21 protein-coding genes are annotated in these 22,206 nt (G+C 47.4%); 2 read left to right on the plus strand and 19 right to left on the minus strand.

Going from position 1 to position 22,206, the window contains the following annotated elements:
- Positions 1 to 63: 63 nt before the first annotated feature.
- Entirely contained in the window at positions 64 to 366 is a 303-nt protein-coding gene (locus tag WCN91_RS09770; protein ID WP_342678551.1) for a DUF6482 family protein, read from the minus strand.
- A 597-nt stretch (positions 367 to 963) separates the two neighbouring features.
- Between WCN91_RS09770 and WCN91_RS09775 the strand changes: the two genes are divergently transcribed.
- Positions 964 to 2,262: a LysM peptidoglycan-binding domain-containing protein gene (locus tag WCN91_RS09775; protein ID WP_342678553.1), complete on the plus strand. Its 1,299-nt coding sequence runs from the start codon at positions 964 to 966 to the stop codon at positions 2,260 to 2,262.
- 68 nt (positions 2,263 to 2,330) lie between these two features.
- On the opposite strand, the gene creD is transcribed toward WCN91_RS09775, so the two are convergent.
- From creD to mioC, 18 genes are all read right to left on the minus strand, one after another.
- Positions 2,331 to 3,626 (minus strand): cell envelope integrity protein CreD, encoded by a 1,296-nt coding sequence (gene creD, locus WCN91_RS09780; RefSeq protein ID WP_342678555.1) that lies wholly within the window; start codon positions 3,624 to 3,626, stop codon positions 2,331 to 2,333.
- A gap of 76 nt (positions 3,627 to 3,702) precedes the next feature.
- Complete coding sequence (gene creC / locus WCN91_RS09785) at positions 3,703 to 5,181, minus strand: two-component system sensor histidine kinase CreC (RefSeq protein WP_342678556.1); 1,479 nt, start codon at positions 5,179 to 5,181, stop codon at positions 3,703 to 3,705.
- Positions 5,168 to 5,839: a response regulator gene (locus WCN91_RS09790; RefSeq protein WP_342678558.1), complete on the minus strand. Its 672-nt coding sequence runs from the start codon at positions 5,837 to 5,839 to the stop codon at positions 5,168 to 5,170. The genes creC and WCN91_RS09790 overlap by 14 nt, the downstream gene beginning before the upstream one ends.
- Positions 5,840 to 6,009: 170 nt before the next feature.
- Entirely contained in the window at positions 6,010 to 7,371 is a 1,362-nt protein-coding gene (glmU, locus tag WCN91_RS09795; protein ID WP_342678560.1) for a bifunctional UDP-N-acetylglucosamine diphosphorylase/glucosamine-1-phosphate N-acetyltransferase GlmU, read from the minus strand.
- Between the two features lie 168 nt (positions 7,372 to 7,539).
- Positions 7,540 to 7,962 carry a F0F1 ATP synthase subunit epsilon gene (locus tag WCN91_RS09800; protein WP_342678562.1) on the minus strand — a complete coding sequence of 141 codons (423 nt, stop codon included), beginning with the start codon at positions 7,960 to 7,962 and terminating at the stop codon, positions 7,540 to 7,542.
- 13 nt (positions 7,963 to 7,975) lie between these two features.
- The gene (gene atpD, locus WCN91_RS09805) at positions 7,976 to 9,361 is read right to left on the minus strand and encodes a F0F1 ATP synthase subunit beta (RefSeq protein WP_342678564.1); all 1,386 of its coding nucleotides are present in this window, start codon (positions 9,359 to 9,361) and stop codon (positions 7,976 to 7,978) included.
- A gap of 32 nt (positions 9,362 to 9,393) precedes the next feature.
- Entirely contained in the window at positions 9,394 to 10,254 is an 861-nt protein-coding gene (gene atpG / locus WCN91_RS09810) for a F0F1 ATP synthase subunit gamma (protein ID WP_342678566.1), read from the minus strand.
- 53 nt (positions 10,255 to 10,307) lie between these two features.
- Positions 10,308 to 11,849 (minus strand): F0F1 ATP synthase subunit alpha, encoded by a 1,542-nt coding sequence (atpA, locus tag WCN91_RS09815; protein ID WP_342678567.1) that lies wholly within the window; start codon positions 11,847 to 11,849, stop codon positions 10,308 to 10,310.
- A 14-nt stretch (positions 11,850 to 11,863) separates the two neighbouring features.
- Positions 11,864 to 12,397 carry a F0F1 ATP synthase subunit delta gene (gene atpH, locus WCN91_RS09820; RefSeq protein WP_342678569.1) on the minus strand — a complete coding sequence of 178 codons (534 nt, stop codon included), beginning with the start codon at positions 12,395 to 12,397 and terminating at the stop codon, positions 11,864 to 11,866.
- Between the two features lie 16 nt (positions 12,398 to 12,413).
- Positions 12,414 to 12,884: a F0F1 ATP synthase subunit B gene (gene atpF / locus WCN91_RS09825; protein WP_342678571.1), complete on the minus strand. Its 471-nt coding sequence runs from the start codon at positions 12,882 to 12,884 to the stop codon at positions 12,414 to 12,416.
- A gap of 45 nt (positions 12,885 to 12,929) precedes the next feature.
- Positions 12,930 to 13,163 (minus strand): F0F1 ATP synthase subunit C, encoded by a 234-nt coding sequence (gene atpE / locus WCN91_RS09830; RefSeq protein ID WP_130146651.1) that lies wholly within the window; start codon positions 13,161 to 13,163, stop codon positions 12,930 to 12,932.
- 61 nt (positions 13,164 to 13,224) lie between these two features.
- Entirely contained in the window at positions 13,225 to 14,082 is an 858-nt protein-coding gene (gene atpB, locus WCN91_RS09835) for a F0F1 ATP synthase subunit A (protein WP_342678575.1), read from the minus strand.
- Positions 14,083 to 14,097: 15 nt separating this feature from the next.
- Entirely contained in the window at positions 14,098 to 14,478 is a 381-nt protein-coding gene (locus WCN91_RS09840) for an ATP synthase subunit I (protein ID WP_342678577.1), read from the minus strand.
- Positions 14,479 to 14,621: 143 nt separating this feature from the next.
- On the minus strand, positions 14,622 to 15,530 hold the full coding sequence (locus WCN91_RS09845; protein WP_342678578.1) for a ParB/RepB/Spo0J family partition protein: 909 nt from the start codon (positions 15,528 to 15,530) through the stop codon (positions 14,622 to 14,624).
- Positions 15,531 to 15,550: 20 nt separating this feature from the next.
- Complete coding sequence (locus tag WCN91_RS09850) at positions 15,551 to 16,336, minus strand: ParA family protein (RefSeq protein WP_342678579.1); 786 nt, start codon at positions 16,334 to 16,336, stop codon at positions 15,551 to 15,553.
- Positions 16,337 to 16,351: 15 nt separating this feature from the next.
- The gene (gene rsmG / locus WCN91_RS09855; protein ID WP_342678581.1) at positions 16,352 to 16,972 is read right to left on the minus strand and encodes a 16S rRNA (guanine(527)-N(7))-methyltransferase RsmG; all 621 of its coding nucleotides are present in this window, start codon (positions 16,970 to 16,972) and stop codon (positions 16,352 to 16,354) included.
- 12 nt (positions 16,973 to 16,984) lie between these two features.
- The gene (gene mnmG, locus WCN91_RS09860; RefSeq protein WP_342678583.1) at positions 16,985 to 18,874 is read right to left on the minus strand and encodes a tRNA uridine-5-carboxymethylaminomethyl(34) synthesis enzyme MnmG; all 1,890 of its coding nucleotides are present in this window, start codon (positions 18,872 to 18,874) and stop codon (positions 16,985 to 16,987) included.
- A 405-nt stretch (positions 18,875 to 19,279) separates the two neighbouring features.
- Entirely contained in the window at positions 19,280 to 19,726 is a 447-nt protein-coding gene (gene mioC, locus WCN91_RS09865) for an FMN-binding protein MioC (protein WP_342678585.1), read from the minus strand.
- 793 nt (positions 19,727 to 20,519) lie between these two features.
- On the opposite strand from mioC, the gene WCN91_RS09870 reads away from it, so the two are divergent.
- The gene (locus WCN91_RS09870; RefSeq protein ID WP_342678587.1) at positions 20,520 to 22,187 is read left to right on the plus strand and encodes a hypothetical protein; all 1,668 of its coding nucleotides are present in this window, start codon (positions 20,520 to 20,522) and stop codon (positions 22,185 to 22,187) included.
- The last annotated feature ends 19 nt before the right edge of the window (positions 22,188 to 22,206 follow it).

The following is a 22,206-nucleotide window of genomic DNA, read 5'->3' on the forward strand; positions in this document are numbered from 1 at the left end:
CAATAATCAGGGGCTTAAAAACAAAAAAGCCTGCAATCAATGCAGGCTTTCTTTAGGAAGGTGCTAACTAAGATGGCGCAATTCAAGGTCAGAAATATGCTCTTCTAAGCCGTCATTTGGTCCCAGCTCTTCATAAGCCGACTGCATCTTCAACAGCGCTTGGGTGGCACCGAGCGCCGATAACGCTCGCTCAGCTTCGCGCAGCGAATTAAAGGACTTGGTAACCTCATGATGATCAGCCAAAATATGGTAGTTACCCAGGGTGTCTATCACCCCAGCTAGATAGTGACTGGCATCGGCATAACTGAGGATAATGGCACGATAGTGACTATCCGCGATGGCCGCTTTTAGTTGATTGGCTTGCATGCTGTTGCTCCTAAAATATGCTCTCCTAGATTAAAGGTAGCAGAGGAATAAGGCCGCGTTTTCCTTATCCACACTTCGCACTTAGGCATGGAGTAAATTTACGTTCCAACTATTTCTCTGTGCTATGCTCAAGTGCAGAGGGAACCAGCATACAAATCAATGGTCTACCTTTAGGGTCTGTTTATCTTTGCGGTTTACTTTATGTTCAATCTAAACGCATTCTGATCACGACGCTCGTTATGATGCATAGTCATTCTATGTTCATCGCGAGCAACACAGAGCAGGATGCGTTTAGGTGAACCCGTAGGGCAGCGTTTGTAGCGCATTTCTACTGTGTTGTTACATGTTTATGTAGAATAACTACACCACACATGTGCCGCCTTGTACAAATACACTACAAACTGCTGCAGAAACAAACAACAAAGGTCAACAGACCCTAGTAACAAAAATAATATTCAGGTGTGGCTCAGACACTTAAGCCGACGCTCAGTTTTAGCTCACTTTGTGTTCAGCTTAACCGATTAAGCTCACACCCTTTCGCTATTACCACCTTGGTAGCGCACATATAACTTTTTATCTTAATAACACTGAATTTTTATGTATCGAATTTTACTTATTTCTTTTTTCCTGGTGTTGGCTGGCTGTCAAACAACGCCATCGAACGATAACCAGACGCAGCAGGATACAACTGCAACGGATAACCAAAGCAGCGCAGGCACAATCACAACTGATAGCGTCAGCACCAAGCAGAATGACCAGCAAACCAAAACAGCAAGTACACTCACACCGCAACAAGTTGAAGACGTATGGCAACGCATTCGCATGCAACTGCGCTTTGCCGACTCAGATCATCCCGCGGTACAGCAGCGTATCGACTGGTATTTATCGCACCCTAACTATATGGAAGAGATCAGCCGCCGTGCCGAGCCTTACCTGTACCATATTGTTACCGAGGTGGAAAAGCGCGAGCTGCCTATTGAACTGGCGCTTATGCCGCTGATCGAAAGCGACTTTGATGCCAGTGCTTACTCACATAAGCATGCCTCGGGTCTGTGGCAGCTCACCCCGTCTTTAGCCAAATATTTTGGTGTGAAAATCAGCCCTTGGTATGACGGTCGTCAGGATGTAGTCGACAGCACTCAGGCGGCGCTGGACTTTATCGAGTATCTGCATAAGCGCTTTGACGGCGACTGGTATCACACCATAGCCGCCTATAACGTCGGCGAAGGCCGGGTGTTAAAGGCCATTGAAAACAATAAAAAAGCCGGTAAGAGCACCGACTTTTTCGCCCTGAAACTGCCCAAGCAAACTCGCCACTATGTGCCTAAACTGCTGGCGGCGGTGCAACTGCTTAAGCATCAGAAAATGGAGTTTCCTCTAATAGCCAACAAGCCAAGCATTACCACCTTGCCGATTTCTGGTGCCGTGGTGCTGGCCGATAAAACGAAATGGGGTAAGCTGGAACAGCTTAACCATGGGGTGATCCGCTTTCCAGCCATCATAGACGCCCCGCACCTAGTTGTGCCGGTAGAGGGTAAGCAACAATGGCAGGCACTTATTGCCGACCAGCAGAGCAGCGATTACAGCCAGTGGCAAAATTACACCATAGCAAAAGGCGACAGCCTAAGCGTTATCGCCAAACGTTATTCGCTCACGGTGCAGCAATTAAAAACCTTTAATAACCTAAAGTCGGATCGCATCCGTATCGGCGACAAGCTGATTTTGCCTGTGCTGGCGGATGAGCAAATTGAATACAAGGTGGCCTCAGGCGACAGCCTGTGGAAGATAGCCCGTCGTTATCAGGTGAGCGTGACCAAGCTCAAGCAGTGGAATAATCTCTCCAAGGATGCGCTGCGTATTGGCGACACACTGACCCTGTTTTTATCGCGCGGTTAATATAAATACCCAATAATAAGGCCGCTTTTTAGCGGCCTTATTATTTTCTAAATGGTTACGTCATCACGCTAATCTTCATTATTGCCATACCAGTTAAACTTACGGGTCAGCATCATGATCAAACTAAGCACAGCAAATACCAAGGTCGCCCCCATCAACAAGGCATAATCCTCCGCCGCCAGCAGGCTAAACAAAACCCCATACAGCAGCGCAATAGCGCCTAAGAATACCCCTCCCTGGCGCGAACTGTGCAGCATACCCGCCACATAAATACTCAACAGCAAACTCGAGGCCAAAGCCGATACCAGGTAAGCCAGATTAAAGCCAAAATGTTCGCTGAGCGATACCAGCATCAAATAGAACACGGCTATGGCCAGGCCGACAAAACCATATTGCACCGGATGAATCGCGTCTTTGCGCAGTATCTCCAGTAAAAAGAAACTTGAAAACACCAGTACCAAAACCAAAAGCGCATAGTTAGTGGCGCGATGGCTTTTCAGATAATGATCGACCCCATCTACTAGATTTACGCCCAGGCTACGCTCCCTTAAGTTACTGCAATCGCCCTTGCTGCGCACACAGTTGCCAAACAGCTCCTGCATATTGGTAGCGAAGAAATTAGTCTGCCACTTGGCGGTAAATTGCTCGCTATCTATGCTTGATGAGGTTGGTAAGTAGTCACCAACAAAGCTCGGGTGAGGCCAATCGGCGGTCATGGTGACATGGGTTTCTTCGCCCACGGGGGCAATAGCAAAACGCTTCATGCCCTGCAGGTTAAGATTGATCTGCACCGACACCTTCTCCTGCGTCAGCAGGGTCTGTAAGTCCAAAGGCGCATGCACACCATCGGCCAGTTGTTTAATCTGACTGCCGGGCAGAAACGCCAATTGCTCGCCGGCCATTTGCGCCATGCTGCCAACGCCAATACCACGAATATCCTGCACCACCATCACCAGATTCAGCTTGGTGATATCCTTGTCTTCATAATCTTTGAGTTTGCGCGTGTTAAAGGTGGCGGAAATATCGTTTTGCGAGCGATAAAGGTTGGCCTTATAGATGCCGCGAAACTTCTCGTAGGTGCTTAACTGCGCCTGCCATTTTAACTCGCTCGGCAACAGCAACCGCTTGTGTAGCACGGTATAGCTTTGTCCCTGCTCATTATGCTTGGGTTCCATATATTCTAAATACAGGAACGGCCCTATTATGCCCTGCTCGCCACTGCTGCTACGGGCGATTTCCTGTTGCACTTCCTGATGGCGCTCGGAGCGCTCCATTATCAGCCCCTTGATCATCATAATTGGCACCAAGATAAGCAGTACAAGGCCGGCGATAATGAGTAATTTATTACCTAGTTTTTGTCTCATTTAATAAACTCCATGTGATGAATAACCCTAGCTTATTCAACAAGATTGGAGTTTAGGTGCGGCTAATGTGGAGATTTTATGGAGTTGTGAATATCAAGGTCACGCGCACCCCGCCGGGCACATTGGCAATGTGCAATTCACCTTGATGCAATTGCATTATCTGCTCAACAAAGGTCAGGCCCAGGCCAGAACTCTTGTGGCCATTATCGCGCGGCAACGAATAAAAGCGCTCACACACCTTGCTAAGAGCATAATCGGGGATAGTCGCACCCTGATTAAAAACCTGTATCAGGGTGCGATCAGCTTCCGTCTGCACAGACACATTCACCTCACCGCCAACAACAACAAAATCGAGGGCATTTTCCAGTAAATTGTAGAGCGCCTGTTGTACCAAGAAGGCATCACCAAGCAGACTTTGTCCAGGGTCACAATTAACCTGCATCTGAACCCGTTTCTGGGTGCTGGTGGCCAGCATGGATTCACACACGCGGTTAATTAAAGGCGCCAGCTCAATCAACTCCTTGCTCTGTAGTTGCGGCTGCTTTTCAAGCCTGGCCAGAGCCAGGAGGTTGTCGATCAGCTGCTGCATGCGTTCACTTTCTTTCTCAATATTACTAGCAAAGAGCTGCTGCTTTTGCTCCGTCAGCGGCGTTTGTAACAGCTCGCTGGCTCCTTTTATGGCACTCAGTGGGCTTTTCAGCTCATGTGTCAGGGTTTGCACATATTGTTCCACATAGTTTTTACCATCCAGTTTGGCACGCATGGCCGCCAGCGCCTCACTCAGCTGCCCGTATTCATAGAAGATGCGAAATACCGGTTGCCTAGCCTTTTCGCCACGACCCAGTTTGGCGGCATAGTTTGCCAGCTTATCCAGCGCCGTATTGATACGCCAGGCGATCAAGGCACCGAGCAACAAGGCCACCACACTCATCACCACCAGCCAGGTCAGCACCCGATATTTAGCTTTATCGATAAAGGGTTGCACCGAGCGATTGGCCTTGGCCACGGTGACACTGCCAATGATCTCACCATCCGCGCGAATGGGCGCCGCCACATGCATAACCGTGGATGAAGGCTCCTCACCCTCTTGTATGCTTGAGCGCGCTCCATACTCGCCACGCAGCGTCAGATAAACATCGTTCCAACGGGAAAAATCCGCCCCCACATCCCGCTGCCAGGAATCGACTAGGACGATACCGTTAGCATCGGTGATATAAATTCTGTGGTTAATACTGCTTTTATCCACGCCCCAGATCGCCGCATTGGGAGCGCGCTGACCAAAATGGCTCAGAAGCTCGGCAAATTCACTACCAGATAAGGTGTCCTGCTGCAGATACGGCGCCGCCAGGGTTGCCAACAGGTTGGCCATATCCACCAGGGTTTCTTCACTCACCTGGCGCACCGTAGGCTTAATCTCCCGCATCACGGTCGAGCTGATCACATAGGTAGTCAAGGCCACCACTACAACATACAAGAGAAAAAGCCGCAGACCGAGAGGAATGCGCGGCCATTGAAACAATTTATCGACCCAGGAGCGATCGTTACTTTGGCTCATAAAAGTACCCGAAACCGCGCTTGGTATGGATCACCTCTGCCAGGTCTTGGCTCTTCAACTTGTGTCGAATAGCCTTGATATGGGTGTCTATATTGCGGGCATAATGAGATGCATTGGCCATATCCGCGGCACACATAAGTTGCTCACGGCTAAAAACCTGGTGCGGATAGCTATGGAGCTTAAGCAGCAGCTTGTATTCCAGCGCTGTTAATTGCAGCGCCTGTGCGCCGACATAAAAGTCATACTGGCGGGCGTGCAGCCCAGTGTAGGCCTGAGTCTCAGGTTCAGGGGCTTCTACCTTGTTCATACGCAGCTTAATGCGGGCCAGCACCTCGCGGGGACTAAAGGGCTTGGTAACATAGTCATCGGCGCCGATTTCCAGGCCCACCACCCTGTCGATTTCATCGCTGCGAGCGGTTAAAAAGATAATGGGCACAGTAGAGAAGCTGCGTATCTGTTTACACAGTTCAAAGCCATTACCATCGGGCAGACCCACATCGAGCAACACCAAAGCCACCTGCTGATCTTGTATAACGGCCAACCCCTGCGCGGCGGTAGCACACCAGCTGACGCTCAACCCCGCTTGTTCTATTACATGCACCAGGGTATCGGCTATGGCCGGCTCATCTTCAATCACCACTATGTGTTGGTTCGTCATACAGGTGTCCATTGGGTCTATTTTTTATTTTCCCCACATATAGTTACAGGACGTTCATCGTTAATCAAGATGCTAGAAAATGATCCGCACACAGGCGCACTTTGTGACATTTGTTGCCAGCAGGCACAAAAAAGCCGCTTTACGCGGCTTTCTCTAACTGGAATAAGCAATTAGCTTTTTTTAACCGGGCGTTGCCAGCCATCCAGGTTGCGCTGCTTAGCACGCGCCACGGCCAGTTGGTTGTCACCTACGTTCGTTGTCACTACTGAGCCGGCACCCACGGTGGCGGTGTGGCCGATCTCAACCGGTGCTACCAGCGATGAGTTAGAACCGATAAAGGCGTTGTCGCCGATAATGGTTTGCGACTTGTTCACACCATCATAGTTACAGGTGATGGTACCGGCGCCGATATTCACCTTCTCGCCTATCTGCGCATCGCCAAGGTAGGTAAGGTGGTTTGCCTTAGAGCCCTTGCCTAAACGCGATTTCTTCATCTCAACGAAGTTACCTATGTGCGAGTCTTCTTCCATCACCGCACCTGGGCGAAGGCGAGCAAATGGGCCCAGGGTGCATTTAGCGGCCACAGTGGCATCTTCAATCAGGGTATTGGCCTTGATCACTACGCCATCGCCAATTTTGCAGTTTTTCAGCACACAGTTAGGGCCAATGATCACATCGTCGCCTAGCTCTACATTGCCTTCAAAAATAACGTTTACGTCTATTTGTACATCTTGGCCAGTTGTTACAGTGCCGCGTACATCGATGCGGGCAGGATCGGCGAGGCTGGCGCCGTTAATCATCAGCTCTTCCGCCTGCCATGCTTGATAGGCACGCTCTAGCTGAGCGAGCTGTACGCGATTGTTAGCACCTTCCACTTCCATAGGATGCTCCGGCTGGCTTGAACTGATCTCTACGCCCTCAGCGTGCGCCATGGCGACAACATCCGTAAGATAGTATTCGCCTTGGGCATTGTTATTGGAAAGATTGCCTAACCACTTTTTCAACAGGCCGCCGTTACAGGCCATAATGCCGGTGTTGATTTCTGTGATGGCCAGTTGCTCAGGGGTGGCGTCTTTTTGTTCAACAATACCAACCAGTTTGCCATTTTCACGCAGCATGCGGCCATAACCGGTCGGGTTTTCCAGATCTACGGTTAATACCGCTAGGCCCATCTCTGGCGTTGCAGTCAAAAGTTTTTCCAGGGTCGATTTTTTGGTAAGCGGCACATCGCCGTAAAGAATAAGCACTGTGTCATTGTCTGCAATGTGCTCTTTGGCTACGGCTACGGCGTGACCCGTGCCCAGCTGCTCTGCTTGCAACACCCAGTTCAATTCGTTACCCGTGAGTTGCTGTTGCAGCATCTCGCCGCCATGGCCGTAAACCAGGTTGGTTGCTTTGGCGCCCAAGGCTTTGGCATTGTCGATAACATGCTGCACCATGGGTTTACCGGCGATTGGGTGCAATACCTTGGGAAGCTTTGAGCGCATGCGAGTTCCCTTACCCGCGGCCAAAATAACTGTGGTCAAATTCATTTTTATATCCTTTTCGCTCTAGGCCAAGTGTCGGCCTAAAGACCGACCTACATAACGGCGTACAATTTGCCAATATTGTAACCGCTCAATCATGAACATTGAACGAATAGGCATAAAAAACCCACGCTGTTAGCGTGGGTTTTTGCAAACCTTTTAGGTTGATAGCTATTAGCTGTTACGCAATAGACGAAGAACGCGAAGTTGCGCAAGCGCCTCTTCTAGTTGCACTGCTGCTTGTTGGTAATCCAACTCGCCGCTTTGTGCTTTATCCATCTGTTCTTGCGCTTCACGTTTGGCCTGCTCTGCTGCCTGCTCATCAAGCTCAGTCGCTCGAATCGCGGTGTCAGCTAGCACGGTCACATTATGAGGTTGTACCTCAAGTGTGCCGCCAGCAATATAGATGATCTCTTCACCACCTAGCTGCTTAACTAAACGTACCATACCAGGTTTGAGGGCAGTCAGTAGCGGCGCGTGACCAGGCATAACACCTAGTTCACCTTCACTACCTGTCACTTGAAGTGATTCTACGCGGCCTGAGAAAATCATCTCTTCAGCGCTAACAACATCAAGATGTACGGTCATAGCTGCCATACTCCCCTCCTAATTACATGCTTTTCGCTTTTTCAACAGCTTCTTCGATAGAACCTACCATGTAGAACGCTTGCTCTGGTAGTTCATCGTAGTCGCCGTCAAGAATGCCTTTAAAGCCTGAGATAGTGTCTTTTAGTGAAACGTATTTACCTGGCGCACCTGTAAATACCTCAGCAACGAAGAACGGCTGAGATAGGAAACGCTGGATCTTACGTGCACGTGATACCACTTGCTTATCTTCGTCAGATAGCTCGTCCATACCTAGGATGGCGATGATATCTTTCAGCTCTTTATAACGCTGTAGTACGGTTTGAACGCCACGAGCAACGTCGTAGTGCTCTTGACCGATTACTAGCGGGTCAAGCTGACGTGAAGAAGAATCAAGAGGGTCTACCGCAGGGTAGATACCTAGTGATGCGATATCACGAGAAAGTACAACAGTCGCGTCTAAGTGCGCGAAGGTTGTTGCTGGTGACGGGTCAGTCAAGTCATCCGCAGGTACGTATACCGCTTGGATTGAAGTGATTGAACCAGTCTTAGTAGAAGCGATACGCTCCTGTAGAACACCCATCTCTTCTGCTAGTGTAGGCTGGTAACCTACTGCTGAAGGCATACGACCTAGAAGTGCTGATACTTCAGTACCGGCTAGGGTATAACGGTAGATGTTATCTACGAAGAATAGTACGTCACGACCTTCGTCACGGAACTTTTCAGCCATAGTTAGACCGGTTAGTGCAACACGTAGACGGTTACCCGGTGGCTCGTTCATCTGACCATATACTAGAGATACTTTATCTAGTACGTTTGAGTCGTTCATTTCGTGATAGAAGTCATTACCTTCACGTGTACGCTCACCAACACCAGCGAATACTGAGTAACCGCTGTGCTCGATTGCGATGTTACGGATAAGTTCCATCATGTTTACGGTTTTACCTACACCCGCACCACCGAATAGACCAACTTTACCACCCTTAGCGAATGGACAAACCAAGTCGATTACTTTGATACCGGTTTCTAGTAGCTCAACCGAGTTTGATTGATCTTCATAAGAAGGTGCTTCACGGTGAATAGACATACGCTCTTCTTCACCGATTGGGCCAGCTTCATCAATTGGGTTACCCAATACGTCCATGATACGACCTAGGGTCTTAGTACCAACTGGAACCTTGATTGGCTCGCCTGTGCCTTCTACTGATGTACCACGACGTAGACCGTCGGTAGTACCAAGTGCGATACCACGTACCACACCGCCACCTAGCTGCTGTTGCACTTCTAGTGTCAAACCTGCTAGGTCGCCATCTGTTACTTTTAGTGCGTCATATACGGCTGGCACGTTGTCTTGTGGGAACTCGATGTCCACAACGGCGCCGATAATTTGGACGACCTTACCTAAACTCATGTCTATTCCTCTCGTTAAACTTTGCCGAAGCGTTAAACTGCTGCCGAACCACCAACAATCTCACTGATTTCTTGTGTGATTGCTGCTTGACGCGCTTTGTTATATTGCAATTGCAACTTATCCATCAGGTCACCGGCGTTGTCAGTTGCAGCTTTCATTGCAACCATACGCGCGGCCTGTTCAGACGCTGCATTCTCAACCACACCTTGATAAACTTGTGACTCAATAAAGCGCACCAACAGAGTTTCCAAAATGGCCTCTGGGCTTGGCTCGTATAAGTAGTCCCAAGCGTGGGCTGATACTTCTTCTTCAGCTTTTGGCAAAGGTAATAACTGATCGATTACTGGCTCTTGCTTCATGGTATTTACAAAGTTGTTGTAAACCACGAATAAACGGTCAATTTTGCCTTCAGCGAATTCATCTAACATGACTTTTACAGGACCGATTACGTCCTGCACTGAAGGGGTATCTCCTAGACCTGCTTTTTTAGCAGCTAGTTGACCACCAAAACGTTGGAAAAACCCGGCAGCTTTACTACCTAAGGTTGCAAAGGTCGCTTGCACGCCCTTTTCTTTCCACGCTTTTACGTCTTGTGTCACTTTCTTGAACTCATTAGTGTTCAAGCCGCCACACAGACCGCGGTCTGTCGAGATAACAATATAACCAACTCGCTTTACTTCACGCTCTTCTAAGAAAGGGTGAGTAAAATCAAGATTAGCTTGAGCAATACGACCGATCACTTTGCGTAAGTTCTCAGCGTATGGACGGCTAGTAGCCACACGGTCTTGCGCTTTCTTCATTTTAGAAGCAGCAACCATTTCCATCGCGCTGGTGATCTTTTGAGTATTTTTAATACTCCCGATCTTGCTTTTAATCTCTTTTCCGCTGGCCATGACTCTCTCTCCGAATCGCGGTGAGTGCTAAGCACTCACCAAGGATAACTAAATTACCAAGTTTGCGTAGACTTGAACTTCTCTAGAAGTTCTTTCAACTGCGCTTCGATCTCGGCGTTGTAGTTACCTGTTTCATTGATTTGAGCCATTAGCCCAGCAAACTCGCTCTTAGCGAAGCCAATTAGGCTTGCTTCGAAGTCCATGATCTTGGCAACTTCGATATCAGCAAGGAAGCCTTTTTCAGCAGCGAAAAGTGATAGAGACATTTCCGCAACAGACATTGGCGTGTACTGTTTCTGCTTCATTAGCTCGGTTACGCGCTCACCATGCTCAAGCTGAGCACGAGTTGCATCGTCAAGGTCAGAAGCGAACTGCGAGAATGCCGCAAGTTCACGGTACTGAGCTAGTGCTAGACGGATACCACCACCTAGTTTCTTAACGATCTTAGTTTGCGCAGCACCACCAACACGCGATACTGAAATACCGGCGTTAACAGCAGGACGAATACCTGAGTTAAACAAGTCAGTTTCTAAGAAGATCTGACCATCGGTGATTGAGATCACGTTGGTTGGTACGAATGCAGAAACGTCACCACCTTGAGTTTCAATGATTGGCAATGCCGTCAATGAACCTGTTTTACCTTTCACTTCACCATTGGTGAACTTCTCAACGTAGTCAGCATTAACACGTGCTGCACGCTCTAGAAGACGTGAGTGAAGGTAGAAAACGTCACCTGGGTACGCTTCACGACCTGGTGGACGCTTAAGAAGTAGTGAAATCTGACGGTACGCTACCGCTTGCTTAGACAGGTCATCGTATACGATTAACGCGTCTTCACCGCGGTCACGGAAGTATTCACCCATGGTACAACCAGCAAATGGTGCTAGGTACTGAAGGGCCGCAGATTCAGAAGCAGATGCAACAACAACAATAGTGTTCTCTAGGGCACCGTGCTCTTCTAATTTACGTACTACGTTAGCAATAGTAGAAGCTTTTTGACCAACCGCTACGTACACACACTTAATGCCTGTGTCTTTTTGGTTGATGATAGCATCGATTGCTAGTGCAGTTTTACCAGTCTGGCGGTCACCGATAACAAGCTCACGCTGACCACGACCAACTGGGATCATCGCATCGATAGACTTATAACCAGTTTGTACTGGCTCATCTACTGATTGACGCTCGATTACGCCCGGGGCGATTTTTTCGATTGGCTCAAAACCGTCACTGTCTAGTGCGCCTTTACCATCGATAGGTTGACCTAGTGTGTTTACAACACGACCTAGTAGACCACGGCCTACTGGTACTTCAAGGATACGACCCGTTGATTTAACTTTTACGCCTTCTTTAAGGTCTGCGTAAGGACCCATTACTACTGCACCTACTGAGTCACGCTCAAGGTTCAATGCGATAGCATAACGGTTGCCAGGAAGCTCGATCATCTCACCTTGCATACAGTCAGCTAGACCGTGGATGCGGATGATACCGTCGGTAACAGATACGATAGTACCTTCGTTACGCGCTTCACTTACAACTTCGAACTGCTCAATACGTTGCTTGATCAGCGCAGAAATTTCTGTGGAATTAAGTTGCATGCTCTTTTTCCCAATTACGATTGTAGTGTAGCCGCTAAGCGGTCAACTTGGCCGCGTACAGAACCGTCGATTACGGTGTCGCCGGCACGAATTACCAATCCGCCAAGGACGGTGGCATCAACACTACAATTCAGCTTAACTTTGCGTGCGAAACGTTTTTCAAGCGCCGCGCCTAGTTGTTCTTGCTGCGCTGCAGCAAGTTCCGTTGCAGAAACCACGGTTACATCGATTTCTTTATCAAATTCTGCTTTTAATTCAGCAAAAAGTTCAGCAACGTCAGGCAGGGCAGCTAAACGCTCATTTTCGGCCATTAGCTTGATAAGGTTTTGACCTTGTTCGTTGAGTTGCTCTGCACACACCTTGATGATTACATCAGCCTGTGCAGACGCAGAAGGTAAGTTGCCAAGAATGACTTTAACCTGCGAATCGCTGGCCACTTGACCAGCGAATTGCAGCATTTCAAACCATTGTGCAACTGAGCCCTTCTCAACGGCAAGCTCAAAAGCCGCTTTAGCGTATGGGCGAGCGATAGTAGTCAATTCAGACATGCTCATACCCTCCTAATTACAGCTCGGCGACAAGTTTTTCAACGATGTCGCTGTGTGCGGCTTGGTCAATTTCACGCTTAAGAATGCGCTCGGCACCAACCACAGCTAGAGAAGCAACTTGCTTACGCAGGTCTTCTTTAACACGGTTGCGCTCAGCTTCAATCTCAGAGTGACCTTGAGCTATGATGTTCTCACGTTCTTGCTGGCCACGAGTTGTCTCGTCATCAACAATTTGTGAGGCACGCTTTTTAGCTTGCTCGATGATTTCTGCAGCCTGAGCTTTGGCGTCTTTTAACTGCTCTGTCGCTTTCTGACGAGCTAGTTCTAAGTCTTTCTCAGCTTTATCTGAGGCAGCTAAACCATCTTCAATTTTCTTTTGGCGAGCTTCGATTGCACCGTTTAGTGGTGGCCACACGAACTTCATGCAGAACCATACAAAAACGACGAATGCGATTAATTCACCGATAAGAGTGGCGTTAATATTCACGACCGCTCCTCCTTATTGACAGTTGTTCGAAAAGCTACTTGTAAATTAAAGTGCGAACAACATGTACATAGCGATACCAACACCGATCATAGCTACGGCATCGATAAGACCAGCAAGGATGAACATTTTAACCTGTAGTGAAGGTGCTAGTTCTGGTTGACGAGCACATGCTTCTAGGAATTTACCACCCATGTTACCGAAGCCAATAGCTGTGCCGATAGCACCGAAGCCGATTAGTAGAGCAACAGCGATTAGTTTAATAGCAACTGCGATTTCCATTTTTATCTCCAAAGTTTCAATAGTAAGTTAAAGTTAAAAAATCTTTATTAAAAACAATATATTAATGATTGTCTGTGCTTGCCATGCTGAGGTAAACAATAGTCAGCATCATAAATACGAACGCTTGCAGTACGATAACCAGGATGTGGAATACCGCCCAAACAAAGTGCAATGGCAACTGCATTAGACCAATAGCACCGATGAGGATGAAGATCATCTCACCTGCGTATAAGTTACCGAACAAACGCAGCGCCAACGAGAATGGCTTAGCGACCAACGCAATTGTTTCAAGTAATAAGTTACAAGGGATCAGGAACACCATAGCTAGCTTACTTTTAGCGCTAAATGGGTGTAGCGTCAGTTCCGCGATAAAACCACCTAAGCCTTTGATACGGATTGAGTAACCGATCATTAGCAGGAATACACCAATAGCAAGGCCAACGGTCATATTCAAGTCAGTGGTAGGTACAATTTTCATGTACACATCGTGTGAATCCATGCCCAGCGCCTGCTCACCTACAAACCCAGCGAATGCCGGAAGGAAGTCAACCGGGATTAAGTCCATAAGGTTCATAAGGAATACCCAGACGAAGATTGTCAGGGCTAGCGGAGCAATGAGTTTGCTTTTACCTTGGTAGGTATCGCGCACGTTGTCACCAACGAACTCAACAATCATTTCAATGAAACATTGAAATTTACCAGGTACACCTGTGTGTGCTTTTTTTGCGGCGCTACGGAAGATCCATAAAAATACAAGACCTAAACCGATTGACCATGCGAGAGTATCTACATGCCATGTCCAGAAACCACTGTCGACACATGCTTTGTTGAACTCGATACCGGCGTCGGTCGAGCACATCTTTGCATTGGTCAAGTGGTGCTGAATATGGCTCGATAGAGTCACTTCTTCTGCAGCCATGTTTTATCCCAAAAGTTAATGATTAAAAAAAATCGGTGCTATCCACTGTGTGGCAAAAATCAGCAAATAAGCGCTGAAAAAAGGTACTGGAAGTAAGAATAAATATTTAAAAGCCAGTACAAACATACACACAGTGAGCATAAACTTTAATGTTTTACCTCGTTTTAGCGAGGCATACACTTGTTCTGCTTTGCTCGCGCCCATATATCGAAATGCATAGACGGCAAATACAAAATTAGGGAGTACTGCCGTCAAGCCGCCAAACAATGTCGCGCGACCTGCGTCTACTCCCCAACAAACTAAAACTATTACTGCAGCTAAAATTGCTACGACACCCTGAAAAAGAACGCCTTTAAATGCGGCTCGGCGATATGGGCCAGATAACCTTTGCGTCACTTTTCATTAACCTTAATTACGTTAAGTTTCATTTGGGTGCTAAAACTGGCGAAATTATACTGATTTCTAGCCAATTTGCAACTTGAGCAAGATGAAATTGTGTCAATTTCACCCCCGAGATCACGGGGGCGAGAAGGGGATTGTTAAACCTGATTAAGCTGTGGGTCGATACGCTCTAAAATACCTTCAAGTTCGTCTAAATTAGTGTAAGAAATCACCAACTTACCCTTACCTTTCTGGTTGTAGTTAATTTCAACCTTGGCACCGAGATTATCTTGGAGCTTTTGCTCTAACTGTTTGACGTCTGGGTCTTTTTCTTTTTTAACCGGTTTTTCTGTGGGTTCCAGCAGAGAACGCACCAGTTTTTCCGTTTCTCGTACGGTTAAAGCCTTGGCTACGGCGCTGCGGGCGGCCTCAGATTGGGCTTCACCACTGAGCGCCAGCAAACAGCGGGCATGACCCATCTCTATGTCGCCATGTTCTAACATGATTTTTACATCATCGTTGAGATTGTTCAAACGCAGCAGGTTGGTCACTGTGGTGCGGGATTTACCCACCGCATCGGCCACCTGCTGATGCGTCAGTGAAAACTCTTCAATTAAACGCTCTAAAGCAATGGCTTCTTCCATGGCATTGAGGTCTTCACGTTGAATGTTTTCAATCAGGGCAATGGCCACGGCGGCTTCATCGGCAACATCCTTGATTAAACAAGGCACCATATCCAGCTTGGCCAGTTGTGCGGCACGCCAGCGGCGCTCACCGGCGATAATTTCGTATTGCTGCTCGCCCAGTTGGCGCACCACTATGGGTTGAATAATACCTTGGGCACGAATCGAGCTGGCCAGCTCTTCAAGAGCGTCTTCGGCCATATCCTTGCGCGGCTGATACTTGCCGGGACGTAAAAACTCGATCGCCAGCTTTTGCAATTCGCCTTTAAGGGCTTGCTCGCTCGGCCCCTCATCGGCGCTTTGCTCTGAGCTAGGTGCAACGGGTTTTGACGACGTGAGTAGGGCATCCAGGCCCCTTCCTAATCCACGTTTTTTAGCAGACATTGATTCGCTTACCTCTAGATTTAGGCGACTGCAGATGTTTGTTTTTCTTTGCGGCGCAGCATTTCACCGGCCAAGGCTAGATACGCCTTGGCTCCTGCAGAGGCTCTGTCGTAATACATGGCCGGGGCGCCAAAGCTGGGGGCTTCGGCAAGGCGAACGTTGCGCGGAACTACGGTCCGATAAACCTTATCGCCAAAATGCTGTTTCAGCTGTTCGGAAACATCATTGGCAAGGCGGTTGCGCGGATCGTACATGGTTCGCAAAATGCCTTCAATCTGTAATTTGGGGTTAACCAGTTGCGCTAACTGCTCTATGGTTCCCATCAAGGCGGTGATCCCTTCCAGGGCATAATATTCACACTGCATGGGCACCAGCACAGAATCGGCGGCGGCCATGGCATTGACGGTCAACATATTCAGCGATGGCGGACAGTCGATAAAAATATACTCGTAGTCGGCTTGGACCTTTTCCAGAGCATTGCGCAAACGTACTTCACGGGCGAACAATTCCATCAGTTTGACTTCCGCCGCGGTGACATCACCGTTAGCAGCGATCAAATGATACTCGCCTGAAGTTTGCGTGATCACTACCTCTTCGAAGGGTTTGTCTTCGATCAGCAGATCATAGACAGTGTCAACGTCATCGTATTTATCAACGCCGCTGCCCATGGTGGCATTGCCCTGAGGATCGAGATCGATCAGCAACACCTTGCGTTTGGTCGCAGCCATTGAGGCCGCCAAATTTACGGCCGTAGTGGTTTTACCCACACCACCTTTTTGGTTTGCAATAGCAATGACTTTAGCCACGTTGATCCTCGCCAATTAATCTTTTTTTAGAATTATAAGATGGCGCTCGCCCTCTAATTCAGGAACCCTAAGCTCAATGTTTTGCTCGAAAGAGAAGCCGTCGGGAAGGTTTGCCAATTCTTGCTCAGGGTACTGACCTTTAAGCGCAATAAAGCGTCCGTCCTGATCTATTAAATGCGCGCACCAATGCAGCATATCATCAATAGAGGCAAAGGCGCGAGATAGCACCCCATCTAATTTAACACTTGGCTGATATTCTTCAACTCGACTCTGCACCGGGGTTACATTTTTTAGGCCAAGCTCGTGTTTTACCTGCTTTAAGAAGGTAACGCGCTTGCCAAGACTGTCGAGTAAGACGAACTCAGTATCGGGCAGGGCGATGGCCAATACCATGCCGGGCAGACCTGGGCCAGTACCCACATCTATGTAGTGTTGACCTTTCAGATGCTCAGCCACCACTAAACTATCCATGATGTGCTTGATCAGCATGTCTTTAGGATCGCGAATCGAGGTGAGGTTATAGGCTTTGTTCCACTTGTCCAGCAAAGCAACATAGGCAAGTAATTGCTGGATTTGTTGCTCACTAAGAGAAATGCTGGCCTTAGCCAGCAATTGTTTAAATTTGTTTTCTAACACGCTTGCCCTTGGTTACGCGGATTTGCGTAACATTCCTTGCTTCTTGAGATAGACCAATAATAACGAAATCGCCGCTGGAGTAATACCAGAAATGCGCGATGCCTGGCCGATAGTGTCCGGGCGGGCGTCGGTCAGTTTGGCGACCACTTCGTTCGAAAGACCGGAAACCTGGCTGTAATCGAAGTCTTTTGGCAACAAGGTTTCTTCATGGCGCAACTGTTTGGCTATCTCATCCTGCTGACGGGCAATATAACCGGCGTACTTGGTTTGAATAGCCACCTGCTCAAGAGCAGCTTCGTTACTTGACGGTGACTCAAGACCGCTAATGGCATACAGCGCCTTGTGATCAATTTCAGGGCGACGGATCAGCTCTTCCAAACTTGCTTCACGGGTCAAAGGCGCTTTTAGCAGATCGTTAACAGAATCTAATGATGGATGATCCTTATGGATCCAGGTTGAGCGAATACGCTGAGTTTCTTGCTCCATCACTTCCAGCTTGTCATTGAACGCTGCCCAGCGCTCATCACAGATCAGGCCAAGTTCACGACCCTTGGCGGTAAGACGTAGATCAGCATTGTCTTCACGCAGCAATAAGCGATATTCAGCGCGTGAGGTAAACATGCGATACGGCTCTTTAGTACCTAAGGTCGCAAGATCGTCGATTAACACGCCTGTGTAAGCCTCGTCACGGCGTGGTGTCCAGGCATCTTTGCCTTGCACTTGCAATGCTGCGTTCATACCTGCGATCAAGCCTTGGGCACCGGCTTCTTCATAGCCCGTAGTACCGTTGATCTGGCCCGCAAAGAACAAACCATTGATAAATTTGGTTTCCAGCGATGGTTTTAGATCGCGTGGGTCGAAGAAGTCATACTCGATGGCATAACCAGGACGACAAATATGAGCATTTTCAAAACCGCTAATGCTACGCACTATGTCCATTTGCACATCGAACGGCAGACTGGTTGAAATGCCGTTAGGGTAGAGCTCATAAGAGGTTAGGCCCTCTGGCTCAACAAAGATCTGGTGTTTGTCTTTATCAGCAAATCGGACGATCTTATCTTCAATCGAAGGACAATAACGTGGACCTATGCCCTCAATCACTCCGGAATACATGGGCGAACGGTGCAGGTTGTTATTGATGATCTCGTGCGTTTTCTCATTGGTATAGGTGATATAACAAGGGATCTGTTGCGGGTGATCACTGGCTTTGCCCATAAATGAGAAAACCGGAGTCGGGGTATCACCAGGCTGAGTTTGCATCTTGCTGAAATCAACTGTGCGTGCATCAATACGCGGTGGTGTGCCTGTTTTCAGGCGATCAACGCGAAACGGTAATTCGCGTAATCGACGAGCCAGCGCGATCGACGGTGGATCACCGGCGCGGCCGCCTTGGAAATTCTCTAAACCTATATGGATCTGGCCGCCAAGGAAGGTACCTACTGTCAATACCACACTTTGAGCGCTGAATTTCAGGCCCATCTGGGTGACAACGCCAGTTACCTTATCGCCTTCAACGATCAGATCATCACAGGATTGTTGGAAGATCTTCAGGTTTTCCTGGCCCTGTAAAATGGCCTGGATCTCAGCTTTGTAAAGAGCGCGATCCGCTTGTGCTCGAGTTGCACGTACAGCTGGGCCTTTCGATGAATTCAGGGTTCTGAACTGGATGCCGCCCTTATCTATGGCTTTTGCCATGGCGCCGCCTAAGGCATCGATCTCTTTAACTAAATGACCCTTACCTATGCCACCGATCGCGGGGTTACAAGACATTTGGCCAAGGGTGTCCATGTTATGTGTCAACAGCAGGGTATTCATACCCATACGTGCCGCAGCTAATGCCGCTTCGGTGCCAGCATGACCGCCGCCTACAACAATGACATCAAAGTGTTCATGGAAAATCATTTAACGTTTCCTACAACCGGTGAAAGAGAAAAGGGTGCGTATTCTACCTAGAAAATGGGGTAAGGGAAATGGTTAAATAGTGTTCAAGATCTCAAAGTGGATCATATATAAAATAAAGGATCTTTAAAGAGATCTTTTATTGATCTTACTATTAGGATCGACCAGATCTGTTGATAACCATTAAAAACTTTATAAATTCAATAAATTAATCGATCCAAGTAGCTGTAGATATGATCGGATCTAAGGGTAAATAAGCTCTGATCAAATAGCTGTTTTATACACAGGGCAATTCGCGATAGATCTTATCAAGTGCATAATCACCCATTGGATCGCATGATACTCAGCTTTTATCCACATTACGATCTAACTTTTAGATATTTTGTGAATAAGTATTGGGTAAGATCCTTATGCACTTTTCCATGCTTGTAGCAAATTCGGTAGCCATTGCTCGGCGGTATCTTCTGGTAGTTCTTCACCCAGCACATCTATCTCTAATTGCGGCAATAACAAGGTCGCGCCCTTAGTTTGTAATAAGGAAACGATATTTTTAGCGGCAAAATTGAAGGTGTCATAGCTGGAATCACCAACGCCGATCACCGCAAAATGAACCTGGTTCAGCTGTTCATTTGCGTCTAACTGTTCGATAAATGTCAGTAAATTATCCGGATAGTCCCCTGCGCCATGAGTTGAGGTGCATATCAGCCAAGGTTGATCCCTGTCTATATGTTGCAGATCCGGTTGCTCGTGCAACTGAGTTTCTATGCCTTGATCCGCCAAGAGTTGGCTTAGGTGTTCGGCCACATATTCGGTGCCGCCCATTTGGCTGCCAATGATAATTTCCAGCTGTTTCATGTCGTCAAACTAGTCGTTTAATTGGCTGGTATGATACCTGATCTCGCACGTCACTCAATGGATCTATTTATCAGTGTATAAATAATTATGTTTTATACTGTGGAATATATTTTTAGTTGTATGAAAAATATAATGTTTTTTCAAATTTAAGCTGTTGATAAAAAGTCGATAAGCTTAGGTTAAATAGCTAAACCCGTTCACCAAAAAAGGGGGAAAAAGCCTTATTGGCTTATTTCTTAGGGGTGTGCATTATTTGCTTGTGGATAATGATCCAAAAGTGAGAATTAGATCTTAATTCTTAGATCTAATTCATCGGATCCATATAATAAAAGGTTCTAAAAAGAGAAAGATCTTCTGTTTTAGATCTCCTAAGCATGGATGATCTTGTATTAGTTTTAAGCAAACAGCAGCTAGGTGGTGACTTGTTGAGCAACTAAAAACTAATATTTTGCTTGTTCTGCTCTTTTATTCGTAATTATTTACTACTGGCCAAGGAAATGATCGCTCATACCTGTGCCTATAAGATCATAATTAAGCGCTTTTTCTTCCTTAAAGTCCCTATGATTGAACCCAGTTCCGGATGCTGGCCGAGTTGTCTACCCTGTGCTTATCCATTATCTATGTAATAGAAATTAAAGGATTTTTTGTGACCGAGGTTTGCTATTTATGCTAGTTTTAGCGCCGTGACAATATAGGTACGTTCAGTCACAAAATTTCGATCGCTGACCCAATGTCAATGAATGACATTTTCTTCAATAGCGAATCTAAAATCATTTTTTAAAAATATTTCCTTATGAATCAATTTGATAAAAACAAAATTATTTCACTGAACATTCACGATCCGCAGCAAATCAAAGCTGCACTTATTCACTACCAAACGCTTCTTAACGATGGCAGCGCCTTTAATGAGCAACAATTTGATGTGGAGTTTAAACATCAGACTCCTGATGAATTACGTCGCCTGCAGGTAAATGATGCCGGAGAAAACCTGGCGTTGTTAAAAGCGGCCCTGAACCTGGGGCAAGAAGGTGGCGCGCATAACTATAAAGATGAGATCACAGATAATAGAGAGCTTTATATCTCCGAGGTGATCTTGTTTGCTGCTGCGCTGCAGTATCCCGAGATAAAAGACACGGTTGTTGATAGTGCTAAAGCCATAGTGGCGTACAGTCGGCGCATGAACGATACCAGTGATATGTGGCTGGACGATATGCGCGTTTTTGGTATTGAAGCCTTATATATGCTGGCAAAAACCGATCTTCAATATGCCTATTTGATCGGCCAGTATCTTATTCCTTATTGGGATAATGAGCATGCCGGCCAATATGAAGGTTATCTGAGTACCCTTTTAGACGAACATGGCTGGCATCCCGAACTTATAAAAGCCTTTATCTGGTGCGATAGCCCTGAATTTCGTTTAGGTATGTTTGGTGCCCACTTCCATAGTGGTGGTTTGAGCCACCAGCCTTTGGGGGCTTACCTTGAAGAAAACCCAGAGCAATACGCTGTTTTTAAGCGCTTGGTGATCGAGCGTTTTCAAGCCGAGCCCGTGCTCTTACAACATATAGATGAAACCAGTGATGAAGAGGAAGATCTTAGTACTTACAGCCCGGTAGTTTGGCTGTATCAGTCGCTATTTCAGCGTCCTGACCTTGATGATCAAGAAGATGCGCTGGATGCCTTTATGCAACAGGCATTTATGGGCAGCACCTTGGAAGACGAAGCCTATGACTTGCAGCGGCAGGTACAAAGCCAGGTAACCGGTGCACTGGTGAAAGCCGCAGACGCCGCACTGGAAAAGCGCGCTCAATATCAGGCTTATCTCGCCCGTGATGCCCGTAGATATGAACTTAACTATGGCACAGAAATACTTAAGCCCTTGATTTTGGCCATGCCCCAGGGCGAGCGTTTATGGTGCTATATAGAAAGTGGCGAGCAGCGGGATGCTTTAGCAGCCCTTGAAGAAATAGCTCTTATGCCACTTGCTAAGGCTCATGCTCCTGAGATGGCCGCGCATCTGGACGATATGCTGCACCGTTTCGAGTACAACAACCAAGGCATTGCAGAAGAAATAGATGACGTGTTGCGCCTGGTGAGCGGCGATCTATTGACTGATCACTTTGGCGAAGAATGCACATTTGAGCTGGCCGATAATTTAACGACCACCTTGACTGTGACTCCAGATAGCCAGGTTTCCCTGCTTGAGGCGCGTCAGCAACAATATCTTAGAGTTATCGATGTATTTTACCGCGCTTTGGGGAAGAGGGAGTTTAGCGAATACATGATGTCCTCACTAAGTGAGGGAGAAGGTGCACTGCTCACTCGCCAGGAATATTATCGCCGTTACAGCCAGTTGCCTGCCCCAGAGGTACTAGAGCAAAGCGAAACAGATCCTGTGTTAGCCCAGGAGGTGCAATATATCTTCTGCAAATTCAGCGATAGAGACGAGATCCTATATTAAAAGCACTTTAATCTGGTTG

It is taken from the genome of Pseudoalteromonas qingdaonensis, from assembly GCF_038739665.1.
Lineage (GTDB): Bacteria > Pseudomonadota > Gammaproteobacteria > Enterobacterales > Alteromonadaceae > Pseudoalteromonas > Pseudoalteromonas qingdaonensis.